Origin of the sequence: Chitinophaga filiformis (assembly GCF_900102545.1) — a bacterium.
Taxonomy (GTDB): domain Bacteria; phylum Bacteroidota; class Bacteroidia; order Chitinophagales; family Chitinophagaceae; genus Chitinophaga; species Chitinophaga filiformis.
This window is the reverse complement of record NZ_FNBN01000003.1, coordinates 1,163,239-1,184,399: the sequence shown is the minus strand read 5'-3', so window position 1 is coordinate 1,184,399 and position 21,161 is coordinate 1,163,239. Positions and strand designations below refer to the sequence as shown.

The following is a 21,161-nucleotide window of genomic DNA, read 5'->3' as shown; positions in this document are numbered from 1 at the left end:
ATAAACAAACTTCACACCTGATCCTGAAAAAGGCAGTGTTAACATTAATTAACACTACTAAATTAACATTTTTATTTAACTGGTGTCAAATCCATCTCTTTCGCTTTTTCGAGAAGGAATGCGTAGGCAGCTTCGTAGGTATTGGGAATCACCCCATCCAGGATCGCCTCACGGATAGCATTTTTCAGGTCTCCCACTGCTCTGGAAGGCGAAAGACCGAAAGTCTCCATAATTAATTCTCCTGTAACGGGTGGTTGCCAGTTGCGGATACGGTCACTCTCCTCCACTTCTTTCAGGCGCTGGCGCACCAGTTCGAAGTTCTCCAGGTAACGTTTTACTTTCGCTTTATTCTTTGAGGTGATATCTGCTTCACAAAGCATCATCAGGCCGTCTATATCATCTCCTGCGTCGAATAGTAATCTGCGTATAGCAGAGTCGGTTATATTCTCTTTGGTAAGGCTGATCGGGCGCAGGTGCAATTCCACCAGCTTCTTTACCAGTCGCATATTTTCATGTAGCGGCAGTTTCAGCTTGGTAAAAATACGGGTTACCATCTTTCCTCCCACCGCATCGTGACCATGGAAGGTCCAGCCATGTCCGGGCTCAAAGCGTTTGGTGGCTGGCTTGCCGATATCATGCAGCAAAGCGGCCCAGCGCAGCCAAAGGTCTTTGGTATTGCGGGATATATTATCCACTACCTGTAAGGTATGGTAGAAATTGTCCTTGTGTCCTTTTCCATCCACCGTTTCTACCCCTACCAGGTCTACCATCTGCGGCAGTATGATTTTCATAATACCGGCTTTATAGAGCAGGTCGAGACCTACGGAAGGCACCGGAGACAGCATGATCTTATTCAGTTCGTCCGTGATACGCTCCTGTGAGATGATCTTAATACGTTCTGCATTTTCCTTAATACCTCTGAAAGCTTCTTCAGAGATAGTAAACTGGAGTTGTGACGCAAAACGTATAGCCCTCATCATACGCAGGGGATCGTCTATGAATGTCTGTGCAGGCTCCAGTGGAGTACGGATGATTTTTGCCTCGATATCGGCAATACCGCCAAAGGGGTCCACCAGGCTGCCATAATCTTCCTCATTCAGGCTGATAGCCAGGGCGTTGATGGTAAAGTCACGGCGTAGCTGGTCATCTTTGAGGGTACCGGGTTGTACATCAGGGTTCCGGGATTCATGGCGGTAGCTTTCTTTCCTGGCGCCGACGAACTCGATTTCCAGCTCATTCCATTTCACCTGTGCGGTGCCATAGGTTTTGAAGAAGCTAACCTTCGCATTATCAAAATATTCAGCCACTTTATGGGCAAGGGCGATACCGTCTCCCACGCATACGACGTCCATATCTTTGGTACGCCTGTTCAGTATTTTATCCCGCACAAAGCCGCCGATCAGGTAGCAGGGCGTACCCAGTTCGTGGGCCGCTAAGGCTATCTGTTCCAACACTTTCCGTTCCTGCAGCGTACAGGGAATATCTATAGGCTTTCTGCTGATCATAAATGAGTAAAACGGCAAAAGTAAGTTTTTTTATCTGATCACCTGAACACTGCCATCTTTCAGGAGCTTAATAATGCGGGAGGGCGTTGCGGGCGTAATATCATCCTGCCGGTAGTTAACAACATAGTCCACCCCCTCTTTTATTTTCGCGTCTACGTCCCCGAAGGATGCCGGCGAGGGCTGTCCGCTGATATTTGCAGAAGTAGACACCAGCGGCTTCCGTAGGCGCTTGATAAGGTGACGGCAGAAAGTATCCTGTACGATCCGGATGGCAACGGTACCATCACTGTTGATCACATTGGGAGCAAGGTCAAGCGCTCCTTCATAAATGACGGTGGTAGGCCGGTCGAACCCGGCGATAATATCCGCAATATCAGGAGGGGTATGTGCTACATATTTCAACAGGTCCCGTACTTCTGTGAGCAGAATGACCAGGCTTTTTGCCTCCGGACGCTGCTTCAGGTCAAATACTTTTCTAACGGCCGCTTCGTCGGTCGCATCGCAACCTATACCCCAGATGGTGTCTGTGGGATAGAGGATCAGTCCCCCGGTGCGTAATACCTGCAGGGATGCCGTTACATCATTTTCAAAATCAATCATAATTTATAAACTTTCGTAGACCTTCATCACGGCCGCAGCACATTTTTCCCGGCTGAACAGTTGTGCATGCGTCCATCCTTTTGTTCTCATTGCCGCTGCGAATGACTGGTCGCTCAGTACCTTCCTCATCGCATCTGCAATCGTGGCCGGCTGCAGGGGATTGATATACAGCGCTGCATCGCCGGCTGTTTCTCCGAAGCAGGAACCGGAAGAGGTGATCACCGGTGTACGGCTCCAGAGTGCTTCCAGGATGGGAATACCGAATCCCTCAAAGATAGAGGGATATATCAATGCTTCCGCACCCTGGTATAATAATGGTACGTCTGCGTCGGCTATTCTGGCTTTTTCATTCAGCCAGATGATCCGGTCAGCAAGATCATGTTTCTGCGCAAAAGCTTTTGCTTTATTCTTATAACTACTGCCACCGCCTAATATGACGAGCGGAATGTCTATCTCTTCTTTCAACTGCAGCATGGCCTGCAGAATTCCCATCAGGTTCTTTCTTTCAATAATGGAACCAACATACAGAAAGTAGGATGCCGGCAGTCCATACTGTTCCTTCATCTGCCCGATACGTGTTTTATCGTGTGTAAGGGCAAAGGATTCATCACAACTCTGATAAACAACTTCTATTTTTTCCGCAGGAGTTTTATAAAACTGAATAAGATCCTGTTTGGTCTGTTCGCTGATGGCGATCACTTTATCTGCATACTGACAGGCATATTTCGCCTTTTTCCGGTAGGTCTGTACATCGATGGGATTGTATTGTCCGGGATAGCGTTCGAAAATAAGATCGTGCATGGTCACGACGCTCTTCACACTGCTTTCGTGAATGCCAAACGGGATTTCATGACTGAGTCCGTGGTAGATGTCCATGCCTTTCGCTTCCAGTTCCCCTACCACATATTTGCTTCTCCATGCACTGCGGAACCAGCGGTGCAGCCGTTTTTCCGGTAATACAAGCTGCATGTTAGAATAGGCTTCCGTTGTGTACATGTCTGTCAGCTTCGGCGCATAGAGATAATAATTATGCTGAGGATAGTACGTTGCCAGGGAGCTAATCAGCGTCCGGCTGTAATTTCCCAACCCGGTATTATTCTGGTAGGCCCGTTTTGCGTCAAAAGCAATATTCATAGCGTCATTTAAAGGGCTGTAAAGTTACACAATCGCCCCCAGCTTGCAACTACTAACAGGTTTTCCTTATGTTTGTAAAAAATTTCAACGATGGAGCTAAAAGAACTAGTAAAAGCAGCCTGGGAGAACCGCGCTTTATTACAGGAATCACAATATAGTGATGCTGTAAAATGTGTGATCGAAGCTGTAGACAAAGGCAAGAGCAGAGTAGCAGAACCTGGAGAGAACGGATGGGTGGTAAATGAATGGGTTAAACAGGCCATTTTAATGTATTTCTCTATTCAACCAATGGAAACCATAGATCTCGGACCATTCGAGTTCTATGATAAAATGAAACTGAAATCCCGCTACAAGGATCTGGGCGTACGTGTTGTGCCTCATGCTATAGCCCGTTACGGCGCTTTTATTGGTAAAGGAGCTATCCTGATGCCATCTTACGTAAACATTGGCGCTTATGTTGACGAGGGCACCATGGTGGATACCTGGGCTACCGTAGGCTCCTGCGCGCAGATCGGTAAAAATGTGCACCTGAGCGGTGGCGTGGGTATCGGCGGCGTACTGGAACCGCTGCAGGCAGGTCCGGTGATCATCGAAGATGGTTGCTTCGTAGGCTCCCGCTGCATCGTGGTAGAAGGTGTGATCGTGGAAAAAGAGGCGGTACTGGGCGCTAACGTAGTACTGACCAAGAGCACCAAGATCATCGATGTAACCGGTCCGGAACCAGTTGAATATAAAGGCCGTGTACCAGCACGCAGCGTGGTAATTCCAGGTTCTTACACCAAGAAATTCCCTGCCGGCGAATACCAGGTACCTTGTGCACTGATCATCGGTCAGCGTAAAGCATCTACAGACCTGAAAACCAGTCTGAACGACACACTGAGAGAATTCAATGTAGCTGTTTAAGCCTATTTGCATATGTTTTTCAGAGCCGCTTCCTTCTCAGGGAGCGGCTTTTTTTTATTGTCTGTAAGGAATTTTTTGCTCCCGGCTGTCTTGTTATTGTAGCAGATCGAAAACCCACGTTTCCACGAATCACGTTATAAAACCCTTCACTCATAAAAAATGAAAAACATGAGAATTCCACTGTTAATGCTCTTTGTCCTTGCTATGACCAGCTGCGGGAAAAAAGATGCTGAAAAATTATCTCCTGCTGATGCCACTAAAGCTGTTGTTACCGTCGCTTCTGCACAGCCTACCCGTTCGGAAGCTTTGCTAGCGATGCAGTGCTATAACAATGCGTTTTATGTGCAGTATGGCACTTATGGTCCTTCTTACAAGTCTTATTACTACTCAGACGTCACCCGTACCGGCAGAATGGATTTCTGGAGGACGGCGGAGGCTATTGAGACGCTGATTGATGCGTATACAGTCAACAACGACGCTGATCTGCGGAATAAGATGATCTATCTCTACAACGGCATGCGGGATGCCTACGGTCTCTTATGGAGCTCCAATACCTTCAACGATGACGTGATCTGGGGCGCCCTGATGTGCATCCGCGCTTTTCAGATCACCAACGATGGTGGTATGAAAGATATGGCGAAGAACAACTTTGACATGGTCTGGAACCGCGCGTGGGATACGAATCTTGGTGGTGGTCTTTGGTGGACAACTGCCAACAATACTAAAAACGCCTGTGTGAATGCGCCGGCGGCTATTTGCGCTATGTACCTCTATCAGGCTACCGGTGATGTGAACTACCGGAATAAAGCCAAAATGATCATCGACTGGATGGTGAGTAAACTCTATGTTTCCAGCTCCGGCGAGGTAAAAGGCGCCATGAATGCCGCGGGTACGATTACAGAAGGCGCCCGTACTTATACACAGGGTACTTTTATTGGCGCGTGTAGTATGCTGCATAGCTCCTACCCTTCCGGGAATTACAAATCTATGGCCGCTAAAGCAATGGACTACACGAAGACGAATATGTGCAATTCCCAAGGCCTTCTGCCGGATGAATATGACTGTGACGACTGCCAGGGGTTCAAAGCTATCTTCGCACGCTGGGCTTGTAAGTTCGTCCGCGATCAGGGCTTACAAAGCACTTATGGCGCGTGGCTTAATTACAACGCCGCCGAAGCCTGGGCTTACCGCAACTCCAATGGTCTGATGTGGGGCCAGTGGTGGCGCCGGACTCCTGACAACTACGTCAATTCTTTTGAGACGACTTGTGGGGTGGCGATGATGAACGGGGTGTGGTTGTTTTAGAATTTTTAAGAAAAATTTGGAAGATTGAGAGAAATGTCTACCTTTGCACTCCCTGACACGGAAAACAGTTGCCCAGATGGCGAAATTGGTAGACGCACTGTGTTCAGGTCGCAGCGCTCGCAAGGGTGTGCTGGTTCGAATCCAGTTCTGGGCACAAAAGCGGAAAGGTCGGAGATATCTCCGACCTTTTGCTTTTTAAGGTGGTCAAGATCCTTTCTGGGCCTGCTTATCAGCTCAAGGATGACGTTTGGTTCCGTGGTTCGAAATTTGTTTTCTGAAAAAATCAGTTATCAGCCCAAGGATTACGTTAGGTTCCGCAGTTCCGGGATGGCTACAAAATCATCTACAAAGCTGAATTCCCTTTTTATAAAGTATATCTACTACTTCAGTAAAAGAAGCCTTGTCGTGTAATCTAATTTCATCGAAGATAGCCCAACGGAATCGTTGAATTATCCAGGGAAAAGTATGTCGCAACTTAATTAAGGATTTTTGATTAGCGAGAGCTTGATGCTGAAAAAAGTTTCGTTGCTCGTATGCCTCTCTCAATATAGAGGCATAATACTTTCGTGACTTCCTGAGACTTTGAGGGCTTTTCTCCATTTTACACGAATTGATCAATTCCTTAATAAATGGATATTCGAAAGTCTTGACCTCTTTAGGCATTTTTCGCGCCTTAAATGCTTCGGAGAATCTAATTAGATCATCCTCAGTAAAATTTGTTTTGTGATAAGGGAAGTCGAACCTCCTAAATGTCGAATTGAGTGTATTGTAAAGGATAAACTCATTTAACTTTTTCTCTTCAGTTATAGCGATGGTTGAAACCTTCTCGATAATCTTGTCAATTTTGCTATCATCATTTCCAAGTTGCAATAAGGTCTCTAAATAATGCCAATAATCTGGCATGCTATTCATACCATGCGCATTCATCAACAAATACTCAAAACCTAATAGATGCTTTTGTGCATCATTTATATGTCGTTTCAAAAATATAAATGGGGTGTCATTTAGATCCTCAAGAATTTCCAAGTCGAAATCCCTCATAAGCCGATCTGAACTCCAAGCCTCAAATAATTTACCACCATCGCTATATGATACAAGATAATTTTTGGTGCTATCAACTATCAACTCCCTTTTTATACTTAAACAAAGGTGAATGAGTTCTTTTTTTATAATTCCCCTCGCCTCTTCAATCGCAACAGACTGGCTAAAGAAATTTAATTTTACTGACGCAACAAAATACTTATGGATGTCTTTAAAAAAGGATACCCCTTCAGCTTTTATTACTTCAAATGTTTCATGTTCATTACTATAAAAAGTCACTTTATCATAGTTAAACAAAAAATCTTTATCAAAATGTGCTCCGTATACTTTTAAGTAAAAAATACAGCTATCAGGCTCTTGAGCGAGAAAATTACCTAACCCTTTAAATTGTTTATCCAAATCTCTCTCCCTTATGAATTTTTCTCTATCTTCCTTGCTGATAACTTCCTTTGGGAACGGAAAAATGTTTATATCCTTACTAAATAAACTGCTAAACATTTCACGTAAATCACTTATACTTCTGTCTCTGAATATATATTCAGAAACGAATATTTGAACATAGGCTTTGATGTCATTAATGTGTACGTCTAGATCATGATCACATTTCAAGAAACTTATGATGTTATTTACCGATTTTTCAAACATATTTTCAAAAAGATCATTTCGAAATACCCTCAATAAAATCTAAAACATCACCATTTTCAGAATACCACGTTTTGAACTCTCCTACTTTTGAAAGAACGCAAAAGCTGCGCACTTTTTTCGAAACTGGGCCATAGGTTAAAAACGTATCTAAAAACATATCATTTATGAAATATTCATGGGAAAAATAATTTTTTAGATAAGGAAATGCATAATCAAGACTGTTATTTTCTAGCTGATAAATGATTTTATCAATCAGAGACAATGGATTTTCAAGTTCGAACAGGTGATTTATGCCCAGGTTGGTGGTGTATAAATGAAACCATTCGGAAAAAAAATTGGCTTTCTTCTCAACTTGTTTATTATCGTTAGTAATACTAAAAATTCGGGGCATCTTCTTAAATGATATCAATAAATATAAAGAATTTCTTTTGTTACTTCATGAAAGTATTTCCTTTATTCCAACATAATTTATAACTTAAATCTCAATGGCGTTAGCATCAAACGAATCAAGTGCAAAACTTTGCATAATTGATAACCGACTGTCAGATTAATAGTTCTTCTCACAATTCGAACCGGATTTGAAACGCGCAATGCTAAATAAAATCCTAGAATGGAATCTAACCGCTGGCGATAACACTTCTAGCATTGGGAATTGTATATTTTTATATGGGATAACGAAGATCAAGTTGAATTCTATTTAATTAGCACCCACTTCTTAAACTGCTTTGGATATAGTCTATGTAAAAATTCTTTTCTAATAGCTAAATAGGAGTGATTATTTTCCAGTATGCCATGTAGTTCACTGGTATTATGCCCTTTTATTTTTTTTAGGTCATTAGAGGAAAATTCGCTAACCCCAACACCAATAAGAGCGTTTCTTTCATCAAAAATAGCAATTATAGAACCTTCAGAGAACTCGCCAATAACATTTAGAATACCTATAGGTAAAAGATTGGCCCTTAAATTTAATATTGCTATTGCTGCCCCAATATCAACAGTTATTTTACCGTGATATTGATAATCTGAAAAAATGACTTTCCTCATTAACTTATTTTTGCTTTTAATTCCCACGCTTTCTTCTAGAATCTGACCATAACTTTTAAGTTCCTTCTGAATGGGATGTCCTTCCAGCAAATCATATAGGCGATTTCGATCTGATGCAATTAAAAGCAGTATATAAAGTCGCTTAACAAAAGTATTTCCCTTAATCTTCCAGAAGATTAAAATTGATTTCTGATTGATTGCATGACAAATAATTAGGAAATTCAGCAACTTTTTTGGATTGATAAAACTATCTCCTTTGTTCGAGAAAATGAACGCCCAATTGATATTTTGAATTGCAGAAGTATCAAAATCATCCGGTGAATTATTCAGATATCGTTGACACAATGTAATTTTTTGAACGACGTCATACCATCCGACAAATTGTGAATTAATATTTTTGACTAGTTCCCCTAATGGATAAAAGTGGAATGCCAAATCAAAATACGCACTATTTCTTGTGTTAGTGTAGGTCGATATTAATTTCTGACTTAAAAGCACATTCAATGTATCGTCATTGCTCGAAATATTGATTTCGCGCATATAATTAAAAAGATACAATGCAACATCTGGATATTTTATAACTATTTTATTTACAACAGCATACGCTATTTTCGTTTCAATTCTAATAAGTTCATAAAAGATAGCCCTCGCTATGATTTCACAATCAGTGTCCGATATCAATAGAGTCGAAAGAGCCTCTTCATAAATGGGATGTGAAAACTTATAGGAGGATTTTAGATAGCCAAATTGTTCAATGCGATAGCCGACTTGAGATCTAATTTCTAAATTGAAAGAGAGCCCTATAATATCTGTATACCTACTTTTTGCCAGTGCATCAGTTACATCATCAAATAGTTGAGACAAGAAAGATTTACCTTTGAACCCTGAGAAATATACCAAAAAGAGGACCAACTTAGTCGAAAATGGAGCTGATAAAATTTCTAAAGCAAAAGTTTTGACTAGACCTGTATTTCTTCTATTAATATGTTCCTCTAAATCTTTTTTAGATTTAAGATTCCTTGATACAAATATCAAGTCTCTAATCGCTAAAGGGGTGGATAGTCTTCCACTCATAACAGCCTGATATACTGATTCCCGGAAATCAACTTTGTCATACCAATCACATGCAATAGATGCTAATTTATCAAATATAGAAATCAATCCACTACTGTCATATGAAGGATTTCGTATGTTTAATTCTATTCTTAACTGAAGTAATTCTTTTTCCAACAGGCTTTCCTTGCTAAATTGTTCGAATATCTCCTTCCTTGAACTAACGATTATTTTTGAATTAAGAGATGATAATTTATCCAGTAAAGGGCTAAAAACCTGAAATATACTGTCTCTTCTTTCGAAAATTGTCCTCCCAAAAGGATCTTCAAAGTAAATGATTTGGTTGTCGGAAGGTATAAAGTCTGTCAGTATTTTGTTTTGCGATTCACGGTCCTCTTTCTCCAATCCAGGGAACCATATAGGAGTATAACCTTGTTCAAAATGTTCTTTTAATATTTTGGCGGCAGTATAAGTTTTTCCAATTCCCGGATCACCGATAATGAAGACTATTTTTTTTTGGTCTAATGTCTTTAATATTTCTTCATATTCCAAGGGTGCAACAAACAGTTCATCAATTCTTTTATATCTTTCGTCATCATGAGCTACCTTTTGGATAAAAGAAAGCTCACTATTCTTAAAAGTAGAATTCGTCGAGATCAGATAAAAATTTGGTGACGTAGAGATGTTCCTGTTAATGAATGGTCGCTTTGTCTCTAAGCTAATATCCGCAATCATATAGCTTGTTTCTCGATTAAACTGAAATATCTTTTTGTCCGGATTCAAATCAGTATGGTTTGCAGATTTTAATTTTTGAGTATATAGATTATCCATTATACCAAAAACGGCTGAGTGACCATCTCCATACTTTTCTTCGTAGAAATTCGAATACAGTATATATAATCCTTCTCTTGAGTTTTCACAATCCGTATTCATCCTTCTATAATATAGATCTGAGTCCTTTTGGAATGAGGGAACACACAATATATCCAATGATTCTAGGTCTAACTTGCTTTTAATTTCCTCACTCAAATAGTCTGAACATATTGTCACAGCAAAATTCCCAATTGCTGTATTCGTAAATTTTATTATCCTATGGCCTCCAATCAATCCTTCCCCAAGAATTGGGGACAACTCTAGAGGACTTGGAGTCAGTTTCTCAGTGAAAAATATCTTTCCGTTGATTATCACCGGAGATCTAGATATGAATCCCAGAGTAGTTTTGTGATAATGACTACCCCCAATTATAATTATTCGTTGTTCCCTTGACCACTCTTGCAATTTTTCAATAAATTTTTCCGGAATCGACAGTTCTGGAAAAATTACTAAATCAACCGAGTTATGCCTAGCGATCTTTAAAAGCTCATTTATTTTTATATCTATCTTCTCATTATATATTGGAAAAAATAGCCCAGAAGAACTCGACCAATCGTAATCCTTGAACTCTAACTGGCAAATCATTATCCTACAACTTGATTGCTTTCTTTGAGTTAAATTAACTACCTCTATAGAAAAGGGATTTTGAAGGGCCATAAGTTTAAATAATACATTATAACTTCATAATAAATCGAAGGTTCTGTTCTTAGAAATATGGTTAAGATTTCTTCCTTTTAAAAAAATGGTACTTTTCTCAACCAAGGATTCATTGTGTTGCGAAAGACTGACAGTTCATACGTGGTAATTAAAGGTAATGAATATAATAAATTATAATTGGTTAGCCTGAGATGTAGGTATAAAATATGCGAATATGAATGACTGAAATTTAAACCAATTTTTCACATCAATTTCCAATTTCGATTTCAAACTAACAATAATACTGAAAATAATAAAATTTGCTATTTTCTTTTCTACTACCTTGTCAGATAAATGTCCCTGGAGCTACCGGAAACAGCAAATTCATTAATTTCGTAATCGACTTCTATTTTCAGAACGGCTATACCTTTAACGACATGACTTACTAATAATACGATGCAAGCGGCTTTAAAAGGGCGCCACAGGGGTACTTTAGGAAATGCTGGAGCAATAATCCCCAGCGTCTTTGTTTTATACAATGCCTAGCTCTATACAGGGCCTAAGTTACAAAAAATAGAGCGCCTGCGGATGGCCCTGTGCTTGTAACAATGCAAGCCGTCGCTTACCAAGCCTTTTGTCAAGTATAGCAAGCATTTGAATGATGAACTTTCATATTTCATTGCATTTTCTATAGCCATGCTTAAAAATGCAGAGCAACAATATGTTAAATTATACTTTGAAAATTCGCCATTTCTGCCGCAAAGCCTAGGCTTTGCTATTTTCAGTCATTGCTACATTACTTGTAAGCACTTCATATCCGGATCGATCATGGTCGCTACGAGACGTAAATAAGGTTTAAAAAATGCCTTTCCTGATACAGGTTTCCCAGAAATAGATGTTCCTTTTCCGGTACTCCACGACTAAATATTCTTTTACAGGCCCATAGTCGAGATGTGGCGGAATATCCGCCCTTAAATAATCCGGACCAAAAAACTTGTATTTCGCCAAATAAGCTGCTTATTATATCGGTAAACTCTACGTAGTTGTCTTTGTGATATGTTTAAACGTATAGAAATAATAGCCTGATTCTTCAATAATACCATTAAAAAATCAGGTGCCGTTTTCATAAACAACATTAACAGTACCTCCAACGGAAAGTCATGAGCACTAAACGGGGTTTCGGACAATTTATACCCATTCTTGCGCATGGCAATCAAGCATTCAGTATTATGATTAACCCAACCTTCATAATATTCAGTATTATGAGGTATTGCCAAAAGAATTTCGTCTGAGCATTACAGGCGCATAGGAAAATAGAATAATATGCAATAGTAGGGATTTTATCAAATTTGGCAAATACACCCCTTGCTCATCCATCCACTGCTCCTGCCACACTACCTGGTAGTGACTCATATAGGTTCTCCAGGAAGAAACCATACAAAGTAATAGTCTGAATAATTAAAGTCTCCGTCGGGGATATATCTCACGAATCACCATATACAGTACTAATCTAATTGATTTAATCTTTTAAAAATCAATACTAATTGGTTCGATTCTTTACCACTACTGGGCACGCAGGCATAACGCCGGAGATATGATCTCCGGCGTTATTGTTTTTAGGCCTTCTACCGCATCTTAGGGATCAACTTGATCCATTCCCACTATTTGCGACACATAAATGACACACGCAATGACACACGTTTTTGCAGTGGAAACAGGCCACTACCAGCCGTTCAAAAATCTTAGAAAAAAGCAAAAGAACAGCTTCTTATCTCCCCTCAAGAAAAAGCAGTCACGCTGCCTTATCGTCAATGTCTCGATGTCAGCATGGGTGATTATCGGTGAAAAAAAACTAAAAAATTCATTTTCCCGCTCTTTCCCGCCTTTTTTCAATTTTCCTGATTCACGCTCAATGCAGCTTCCATCCTTCATTTTCGTTCTAACAACGGTATATGAATTGATGCCCGTTCTCGTCACCTTTAAAATAGTAGATGCATGAAAGTAGCGGAAAGACCGAATAAAAAGGGCGATAAGATATTCTTTTACTTTGATTATGGCAGAAAGAAAGGAGGAAAAATAGCAACGGGCATTTTCATCTATGCCTGCCCCCGGCAGCCAGACCGAGAAAAAGTTTAATAAAGAAGCACTGGCCTTATTGGAGACAAAGAAAGCAGAACGAACGCTTGATGCTTTAGCCATCGGTTCGGCATATATCCCATCTCATAAATTGAAGAAGAATTTCTTTGAATTTTCTGAGGAGTATGTAAAAACTCATAAAACAGACGGCAACCGGTATCTGCAAGGAAGTCTTAATCATTTTAAAGAATTTACTGGAGTCAGTACCATTGCTCCTATAGATATTACAGAATGTGAGATTAGTATTAAACAGGGAGTCGCTGGACCTATACTCTCAGTACCTAGATAGCATTTATACTCACATCCAGGCTGAACGGAGCAGGGAAGCGAACCGCTCAAGCTCGGTAGATTCAGTTCACGAACGGTAGCCAGGACTTGCTTCTAGGAGTTGCTGCTTAACATTTTGCTATTAACAGTAGGCCGGCTCCTATTTTTTGCTAATGCCGGTCTTTCCCGACGCCGTTGTCGTGTCTTCTGACCGACAATAGAAGTCGGGGCTAAGGGAACGGAGGTAACAGCTCGACTAAGGATCAACCTAGCTGAGTTCATTACTTCCCCTGATAGCTGTTGCCGGTTAAATATCCTCCATGGTCATTCCCTTCATGTACTCGTAGTGGGATGTATGAGACCCTGGATGTCAGAAAATACTCTCAACTCCTACCTGCTTTCGTCCCAGCAGTACTAACAACACCCTACCCCTTCTGTTGTGGGTCAGAACTTAGCGTAAGCGATCTCACTGGCGACCGCCAGTAACCACGACAACGGCGGGGTAAGACCAACAGTGGCTAAAAATGCCATAAATTGCGAACATCCACAACCAACACTACTTACTATAGCGATTGAATCATATGAAGAAGCATATCGTATTTAACAAAGATTTGGAGACTTTCGGCCATCAGCACATATTAGGAACAGCCCGACCTCCAGCCGGCCAAATTCGGCAACAGGAGTATGATCGGCTTAAAGCGTTATTATTTGAACAATTTTTACTTTTTGATAAAATCGCTGTCAAAACAGACCGTTGGAGCGCAGGATTGCGTGTCTTATACTCAATATTGGGCATAAACAAATTCCAAGAACTCATTGAAAAGGATATCATTGTTCCCGTACTGTGGGCTCCACAGTTAGTTACATCAACCGGAATGCAATTAGAAGACGGCAGCATAGATCATGATGCAGTTTTGGGCAAGCCTCCATTAGTTAGCGGAAGTATGTCTCCTGAAGATAGCGACCCGGAAATGAATATTGAAACATTATTTAAATACTTTCCTGACGTACATAAAGACAGAAAAAGAATACTACTTAGACGGATGCGGGACAAGTTCGTTATACCAGATAAAGTTTTGGCGAACCAATCTGCATCAATAGTTATTAATGCATATAAGAATAATAACTTGGCAATTTTTGGGTTACCCTCTAATAAAGAACCGGAGCAGCTTGATTATTTAGAAAGAGGAAAACTACTGGACTTAGGATACGATGTTTTAGAAACTTCCGTTTTGGCAAAGCAGGATTATAAAAGTTATGATAAGTATTCGTACTTCAACTTAACAAAGGATTCGCTTCGAAAAATTGAATCGGCCTTTCATGTATCAGAGAATACGTCACAGATATTAAGTATTCAAAATGTTACGGCTATACAGAAGTTAGTATTGGAAGAGAAAATTCCATTTGATAGAGTGTTCGATATTCGTTATCATAGTGTGATTAAGGAGTATAGAAAATGGATAAACTCAACATCTGAATCAACAGATGCTGCGCATATCTCGCAAGAGTATATTGATGCAATCAAAGGGAAAAATAAATTTTTCGAATCAACAGCCGGAAAGTTTCTCAAAAACATAGTGATGCTGGGTGTCGGATCAGGAGTTGGAATAGCCGCTAACGAGGCAACAGAGTATATAAATAATACATTAGCTGCTGGGGCGATTGGTGCAGCAGGTGCTGGTATTATTGGGAAAGCTGCCGATTTCGGATTGTCCCTGTTAGATACATATGTATTGGACGGCATCTTAAAAGGCTGGAATCCTTCTATGTTCGTTGATAAAATAAAATATGAAAGCGAGCCGCCTGCTACATTAGATGCCCCGTAAGGAATATACTTTTCTGCCCTTGCAAGTTTTCAATAATCACAGAAGCCCTGACAACGGCGGGGTAGATTTTGGAGACTTGCAGGGGTTAAACGAATTCTGTTTTCCGGGAATTTCCGTATTTTGACACATATCCCTGGCTTGGATGCCATGAACTCTAAAAATAGTATATGCGATTTGATCAAATTTTTGAGTATCCCATCAAAGAATTCATTAAACATCTCGAACAAGCGGACAATGAACGGATCGTTTTTTCAGGAAAATATGGAAGTGGTAAAACTACCTTCATAAAAGATTTTTTTGAAGAAGAGAACCAAAAGAAGATTTTCGATACAGAAAAGTATATTCCCATACACCTTTTTCCTGTTAACTATTCTATAGCAAGCAACGAAGATATTATTCGATATATAAAATATGATCTGATAATTCAGTTCCTGATTAAAGGAATATGCCCTAAAGAAGTACAGTTGCGTATAATAGACACGTTGCCTGCTTACATTAGGAAAGATCTATTAAAAATAGCTACCACTATCGTTTCTATGGTTCCCAAAATAGGTAAGGATGTTGTTGAAGATTTTGAAAAGTTAAACGAACTCGTCAAACTCTTCTTTGAGTTTCATGATAAAGCAAATGAAACGGACGGAGATAAGATGATTAATTACTTGAACAAACTGCAGGCCAGTGAAGGTTCGTTATTTGAGAATGATGTTATTACCAAAATTATTTCTGAAACCATCAAGAGTTCCGGGAAAATACCTATTCTGATAATAGATGATTTAGACCGGCTCGATCCAGAGCATACCTTTAGAATACTCAATGTATTTGCCGCACATTTTGATACAGAATTACGTACAGGAGAGAAAAACAAATTTGGGTTTGAAAAAATAATACTTGTATGCGACTTCAGGAACATCAAAAGAATCTTTCTGAACAAATACGGAGCGGAGGTGGATTTTTTAGGTTATGTAGACAAATTTTACAGTTCTGATGTATACCATTTCGATAACAAAGCTGCGGTAGCGGATATTATTATTCAGATTTTAAAATCTATTCGGTATCACCATGAAGAAGGCGACAACGAGTATATACAAAAAATATATTTAGGTAGCAATTTTATTCAACGAATGCTAGAGCTTTTTTTAAGGAAGGATTTAGTGAGTTTGCGCAACTTGATTAAACTGCATAACATCACTGTTAAGTTTCACAACGAAACAATTCAATTCCCTGGCAGAAGGGATCGCTACGCAGCACAATTACCATTGACAACGCAGTTAAAACTAATCCGCCACGTAATAAGCGATATTGAAACATTATACTCCTTTATTGATAAATGTGCTAAAGGTGAAAATGAAATAGAGAATTATGATATATACGCAGCAAATTTTTTTCATATCCTAAAAGGCGATGAGCACTTTCACAATCGTAGGGCTGGATATGTGGCTTTGTTTGAAGATAATGAGGTATATGTTGACTTTGAGAACGACTTTAGAACTGACAGGGTGCAATATGTTAATCTTAGTAAAGTGAAGTTTGACAATGACAACAACCCACAGAAGGGCGACTTTTTTAATATAAAACCTGACTTTTTCTGGAAGGTTATGAAAGCTACAGTGGAAAAACTTGAAAGGGTAGGATATATTGGTTGAGGATAATCCCTAACGATATTTACATATAACCATAACAATAAGTATGTCGTTCACAATTCCTAGTCAATTAAGCGAAAATCAAATTGAAGCGGATGTCGCTTCGTATTTAGGTTGTATTACCCCGTTTTGGTCAGATCGATATCGCCTGATCTCAGTTGATGAACAGGCTACGGGTGCTGACAAACTTTTTGACCGTTTTTTCCCCATTTATCTTCAGTTTAAAGTGTCGCAGGGATTAAATCCCGATGCTCGGATACTGCCACGTTTTCTGCGGCAGTCACTATCTGGGATTATTTCTTTCCGGCAACAAAACCTTCTAGCGGGTAATCCGATCTTATATTTTCCCTTAAGGAAAAAGGCCGCCACCGCGCAGGACTTTCAGCATAACATATTGTGTCGCTTACATAACCCGCCTCACCAGTTCGGTTTATATGTAGCCCCACTTACGCTCAGTCTATCAGAGTATGAAGCGGCATTAAACGTTAAATGGTTTAGGAGATGGTGGCCAGAAGATCCTTTTATGCTAAAAGAAATTGAAATTTATGATCCAGCGGTCTCCCGCAATCTTAAAATAGGGTATAACCCCTTTCTTCGTCATCATATTTCGATTCCTCCTCATACAACTGTAAATACGGAAAAGCATCATTATTCATTTTCACAGTCAGGAGGTGATGTGGCTTGGCATGGCGGAGAAGTTCTGAATGAAGACTTCCGGCTCTCCTCTCAATGGCTAAGAATATTGAATGATGTATATTATCGGGATATCCCGGGCTTTAGTCCGGAAAGATTTTATATGTTTATAAATGATTTTGTGGCGGAGGATGCAGGAATGGGGAGTTATCAACCATATATTAATGACGACGATTTTTGGGGAACCGTGATATCATTTGCCCGTAGATTAAAGGTTCAATATGGTATTAAAATGATGATTCTCTATAGGAAATGATTGTCATCGCTTTTGAAATTAGTTTTCAGCTAACGCTGGCCTTCCCGACGCCGTGTCGTGTCTTCTGACCGACAACAAACGTTGGGCTACGGAAACGGAGATTATTGTCCCCCGCTGGCAGGCCAATGACTCTTTAGACAGTTTACAAACATTTTTGTTTTTGTTACAATAATTAGGACCATCCATGAACAACAAACCTCGCAATTTACCGGAAGCGCTTTTAAAGGACCAATTAGATAAAAGTCGCTAAGTCAATCAGGTGGATGCCTGTACATGGGAAGCACCCACTGCTGAACACGCACTGGCATGGCTAAGATGAGGCATAATTCAATATTTCGTTTAATTGGTCAACATCGCCCAATGTCCCCCAACATCTAGTGGAAATCTCCCTATACTGGGTCCGGTAATTGCCTGGAATTGTACCCGTCGCCTTCGTCTTTTTGCCTAGAGATTTCAATTGAATATTTTTATATGGAAAAGGCTTTCGATGGCTGCGCGACGGCCGATTTCTAACGATTATAACATGTTTATTTATGCTAAAATTCTATGTACATAAGTTGATACCTATTGCAAATCATAGTAGCTGCGCTGCAGTATTTTGATCTCCTGGCGCGGACTAGTCATCTTCCTCTTGGGGTAGTTTTCCTCCATTACGACAGAACTTTTGAAATATCTCTATAGCAACGTAATCATACGAACTTCCTTTAGCGGGATTCATGAGCGAACCAGGGGTTACTTCCCCGTAGAAGAAGGAAGTTGAATTATATAGTTCCTCCATCGATATCAGCTTTTCGATATTTTCTTTTGTATTGCTTAGGAGCTGTAGCTCATATTTGTCCGGGGTGGATGGAGGATAAGTAATTCTTGAGCACATTTGAATGATTCGCACTGCAAACCGTTGATTGATCATTAACTCGGCTTTTACAAAGCTTCTAACCGCGTTTCTCTGCCCTGTCTGGTAGTAGGCGTGCAATACTTGCCAGATAGAGCTGTTGCGCAGTTGTCCCAATTTTCCATCAGCTGCAAGGAATTCCTTGTAACGAAGCACAAGCTGCTCGTAACAGATTGTCGAAAGAGCGTTCAGTTCAGTTTTTTCGCCTAGGTATTCGACAAACGTCCCAAGGAAACTCCTAGTTGCTTCACATGAAGCCTCAAAGGGTTGGATAGTGCTCAATATCTCTTTAGTATAGGTGCCGCGTTGGCCTACTGGTAACAACTTTGCGAGTGAAGTGATCAATTGGATAATTCTATTCGAAGTAGGAAACAACTCATCGTTATCCTTGTCAACAAAGTCGCCTACTACATTTCGCAGGATTAGCCCTAACTGAAAAATCTGGTCTTCCACCAGAGATGCTGAGTGTATATTGAGTTTGTAGAGAAAGGTACTGACTTCCAGTTTGGAAAAAGTGCCCCTGAAATATTCCGTAGCAGTATCTAAATCATTGCTAAACAGTTTATTCATCGTTTCGTTAAAGAAGACGTCGGAAATCTCCCCAGGTTGGACGGAATATGTAAAGTATCTATCGAAGTATTTGGCAGAACAAATCCGCTTTTCCCGGAACCAGCTATCTTCATCAGCACTGCCATGTACGTAGAGCAGCGGGAAAAGCTGTCTTAATACATAGGTGAAGTGAACGTTGGCAGGCGCATGCCTACTAAGAAACGCATTGAAATCAGCAACTATTTGCCTGCTTCTTTCACCATCTTCCTTTTTACGCAACATGTGCTCGGGATTATTGCGGATAAAATGGTAAATATCCGGGTAGAAGGTCTTTATTGCTTCCAGCAACATCAGGTCCGGTATATTGACTTCCTTACCGATAAGGGGAATGACAAATCCGATGCTGTTGGCATAAAGAATGGCCCCCCTGGGATTAGTTATCGCCGGAATAAATGCCATATCAAACCGTATTAAAAATTCAGCCCATTCTTTTTTCGTTAACTGGATATTTATTTGTTGGTGAACTTTCTGAATGAGCTCAAGGGCAAATTGGCGCAAGGTACTTGACTCTGTTTTGGGCAGGTGTAAGGGGATTTGAATTATTTTTTCCAGGAAGGTGTACCCGGGCTGCTTATGGGCAGATGATGCATATTGTTCTGCCAGAGATTTGGCGACCAGCTCGTCGTCAAAAGCCAGTACATAGGCTGTTCTGGGAAAGCCAGCCAGTAACTTAACAAGCTTGAAAACGACTTGGGTTTCACGAATGTCCAGCCTGTCAATGTCGTCAATGAAAATCACCATATTGGTGCCGGAGTCGATGATGATTTTATCGATTCGTTCTTTTAATGACTCTAAACTATCATCCTTAAATTTGTCAGTAACACCTTTTGTAGCCTTAACGACCGTCCCAGCTGCTTTTGCCACCTTCCCTGCCATAGGGACCGGGGAGAATTCTCCAACTAAATCCAAGATAATACCGAGGCTTTCTGTATAGGTACTTATTAAACCGAATAGTTGCTGCTTTTTGGATTTTGCCTTTTTGCCCAGCGCCTTGGCGATCGTGGTAAAGAAAATTTTTAACAACTGGTTCTCATCGGGGAAAATCCATGGATTGAAATGGATAACCGTTGGCCCCGGCTCTTTTCCGCCTTCAGGATACCGGTTGTTTATTTCGGAATGAATGCAGTTGATAACAGAAGACTTTCCTTCACCCCATTTTCCATATATACCCACAACAAGGCTTTGCGGATATTTTCCCTTTGAAACAATGTCTGCAATGCGTGACGCAAATTCATAGCGTTGAAATCTATCTTCGCTTTTTCCCTTAATTGGGGTATCTGGTCTGAAAAGTTCCATCGGTAATAATACTTTACTAAAAGACTATTGGCTAATATACCTAAAAAACAGATATACCCACAATAATAAGAGAGGACAAACGTAGGGTATGTCTTAAAGTAAATTTATCGTCAATGTAACAGCATATCTCAGTGGGCTAACTTGGCTAACTTATATATGGTGTCTATTTGGGTCAGCTGCATTTCCGCTCGACCCGAGTGAATAAGTTCTTTAGCCCTCTTGCCGATCGTGCACTTTAACATGTCGCAAAGATATTTATCCTTCATCTTCATCCGGAGAGCCAAACAGTCACTTTAAATTAAATAGTATCAGCTCCAGTCGAATGATCTTATCATTGGGCTTAAATTCGGGCATACTATCCGGGCAGAGCTTCAGGCTGAAGAACCGCAAAACAATCTTCTGTAAAACCGCTTAAAACCCTGTATTTTTATTCCCGGATTGGGTATCCTTTGTTATCACATTGTGCACTCTTATTTACCATTTTTTGTGCACTCCTATTTACCGAAAACTGTGCACTGTTAATTACCGACTACACAGTTGTTAATACAGGATGCACATATGCTCAACCAACCGGTATTTGTTTTGCAGTGAACCTGCTGATATGCGCAAATCATTCCATGGCCTTGCTGCAATGGTAAAATACTGCATGGGCCAGGATGTATTGAATGGAGACATTTATATATTCTTGAGTAAACGACGCAATGCCATAAAGCTATTAAGCTTTGAAGGTGATGGCTTTGCCATGTATTATAAGCGATTAAAGAAGGGGGACGTTTGAATCACTGGTGTACGATCCCGTGCTCTGGT

At 40.4% G+C, this 21,161-nt stretch carries 15 protein-coding genes and 1 tRNA gene; 7 read left to right on the top strand and 9 right to left on the bottom strand.

All coding sequences use genetic code 11. From position 1 onward, the window contains the following. Nucleotides 1-71: 71 nt before the first annotated feature. From BLR32_RS16970 to BLR32_RS16960, 3 genes are read right to left on the bottom strand one after another with little or no spacing between them, the layout of a single operon-like run. Nucleotides 72-1,505, bottom strand: coding sequence for a CCA tRNA nucleotidyltransferase (locus BLR32_RS16970; protein WP_176842318.1), 1,434 nt, complete (start codon nucleotides 1,503-1,505; stop codon nucleotides 72-74). 30 nt (nucleotides 1,506-1,535) lie between these two features. Further along, a complete protein-coding gene (locus tag BLR32_RS16965) occupies nucleotides 1,536-2,105 on the bottom strand; it encodes an L-threonylcarbamoyladenylate synthase (protein WP_089833846.1) in 570 nt (189 codons plus the stop codon). A gap of 3 nt (nucleotides 2,106-2,108) precedes the next feature. After that, nucleotides 2,109-3,239, bottom strand: a complete 1,131-nt coding sequence (locus BLR32_RS16960; RefSeq protein ID WP_089833844.1) for a glycosyltransferase family 4 protein — start codon at nucleotides 3,237-3,239, stop codon at nucleotides 2,109-2,111. Between the two features lie 90 nt (nucleotides 3,240-3,329). Here BLR32_RS16960 and BLR32_RS16955 point away from each other — a divergent pair, with 90 nt between their 5' ends. The 3 genes from BLR32_RS16955 (at nucleotide 3,330) to BLR32_RS16945 (ending at nucleotide 5,601) form a co-directional block, all read left to right on the top strand. After that, the gene (locus BLR32_RS16955) at nucleotides 3,330-4,142 is read left to right on the top strand and encodes a 2,3,4,5-tetrahydropyridine-2,6-dicarboxylate N-succinyltransferase (protein WP_089833842.1); all 813 of its coding nucleotides are present in this window, start codon (nucleotides 3,330-3,332) and stop codon (nucleotides 4,140-4,142) included. Between the two features lie 168 nt (nucleotides 4,143-4,310). Beyond that, complete coding sequence (locus tag BLR32_RS16950; protein ID WP_089834192.1) at nucleotides 4,311-5,447, top strand: glycoside hydrolase family 76 protein; 1,137 nt, start codon at nucleotides 4,311-4,313, stop codon at nucleotides 5,445-5,447. Nucleotides 5,448-5,517: 70 nt separating this feature from the next. After that, nucleotides 5,518-5,601 (top strand) — tRNA-Leu (locus BLR32_RS16945). A gap of 185 nt (nucleotides 5,602-5,786) precedes the next feature. On the opposite strand, the gene BLR32_RS16940 is transcribed toward BLR32_RS16945, so the two are convergent. The 5 genes from BLR32_RS16940 to BLR32_RS34070 all read right to left on the bottom strand — a co-directional run bounded on the left by BLR32_RS16940 (nucleotide 5,787) and on the right by BLR32_RS34070 (nucleotide 12,938). Beyond that, entirely contained in the window at nucleotides 5,787-7,133 is a 1,347-nt protein-coding gene (locus BLR32_RS16940; RefSeq protein WP_089833840.1) for a hypothetical protein, read from the bottom strand. 13 nt (nucleotides 7,134-7,146) lie between these two features. Beyond that, nucleotides 7,147-7,524, bottom strand: a complete 378-nt coding sequence (locus tag BLR32_RS16935; RefSeq protein WP_089833838.1) for a hypothetical protein — start codon at nucleotides 7,522-7,524, stop codon at nucleotides 7,147-7,149. Between the two features lie 302 nt (nucleotides 7,525-7,826). After that, nucleotides 7,827-10,760: an nSTAND3 domain-containing NTPase gene (locus BLR32_RS16930; protein WP_089833836.1), complete on the bottom strand. Its 2,934-nt coding sequence runs from the start codon at nucleotides 10,758-10,760 to the stop codon at nucleotides 7,827-7,829. A gap of 543 nt (nucleotides 10,761-11,303) precedes the next feature. Next, entirely contained in the window at nucleotides 11,304-11,393 is a 90-nt protein-coding gene (locus BLR32_RS34725; RefSeq protein ID WP_449384800.1) for a hypothetical protein, read from the bottom strand. 1,068 nt (nucleotides 11,394-12,461) lie between these two features. Then, a complete protein-coding gene (locus BLR32_RS34070) occupies nucleotides 12,462-12,938 on the bottom strand; it encodes a hypothetical protein (RefSeq protein WP_176842317.1) in 477 nt (158 codons plus the stop codon). Nucleotides 12,939-13,723: 785 nt separating this feature from the next. Here BLR32_RS34070 and BLR32_RS16910 point away from each other — a divergent pair. From BLR32_RS16910 to BLR32_RS16900, 3 genes are all read left to right on the top strand, one after another. Beyond that, nucleotides 13,724-14,968, top strand: coding sequence for a hypothetical protein (locus BLR32_RS16910; RefSeq protein WP_089833828.1), 1,245 nt, complete (start codon nucleotides 13,724-13,726; stop codon nucleotides 14,966-14,968). 167 nt (nucleotides 14,969-15,135) lie between these two features. After that, nucleotides 15,136-16,611, top strand: a complete 1,476-nt coding sequence (locus BLR32_RS16905) for a P-loop NTPase fold protein (protein WP_089833826.1) — start codon at nucleotides 15,136-15,138, stop codon at nucleotides 16,609-16,611. Nucleotides 16,612-16,654: 43 nt separating this feature from the next. Then, nucleotides 16,655-17,557, top strand: coding sequence for a hypothetical protein (locus tag BLR32_RS16900; RefSeq protein ID WP_089833824.1), 903 nt, complete (start codon nucleotides 16,655-16,657; stop codon nucleotides 17,555-17,557). Between the two features lie 616 nt (nucleotides 17,558-18,173). Here the strand turns inward: BLR32_RS16900 and BLR32_RS16895 are convergent. Then, nucleotides 18,174-20,354: a KAP family P-loop NTPase fold protein gene (locus tag BLR32_RS16895; RefSeq protein WP_089833822.1), complete on the bottom strand. Its 2,181-nt coding sequence runs from the start codon at nucleotides 20,352-20,354 to the stop codon at nucleotides 18,174-18,176. A gap of 550 nt (nucleotides 20,355-20,904) precedes the next feature. Between BLR32_RS16895 and tnpB the strand changes: the two genes are divergently transcribed. Next, nucleotides 20,905-21,132, top strand: coding sequence for an IS66 family insertion sequence element accessory protein TnpB (gene tnpB / locus BLR32_RS34620; RefSeq protein ID WP_089833820.1), 228 nt, complete (start codon nucleotides 20,905-20,907; stop codon nucleotides 21,130-21,132). Nucleotides 21,133-21,161: the final 29 nt, after the last annotated feature.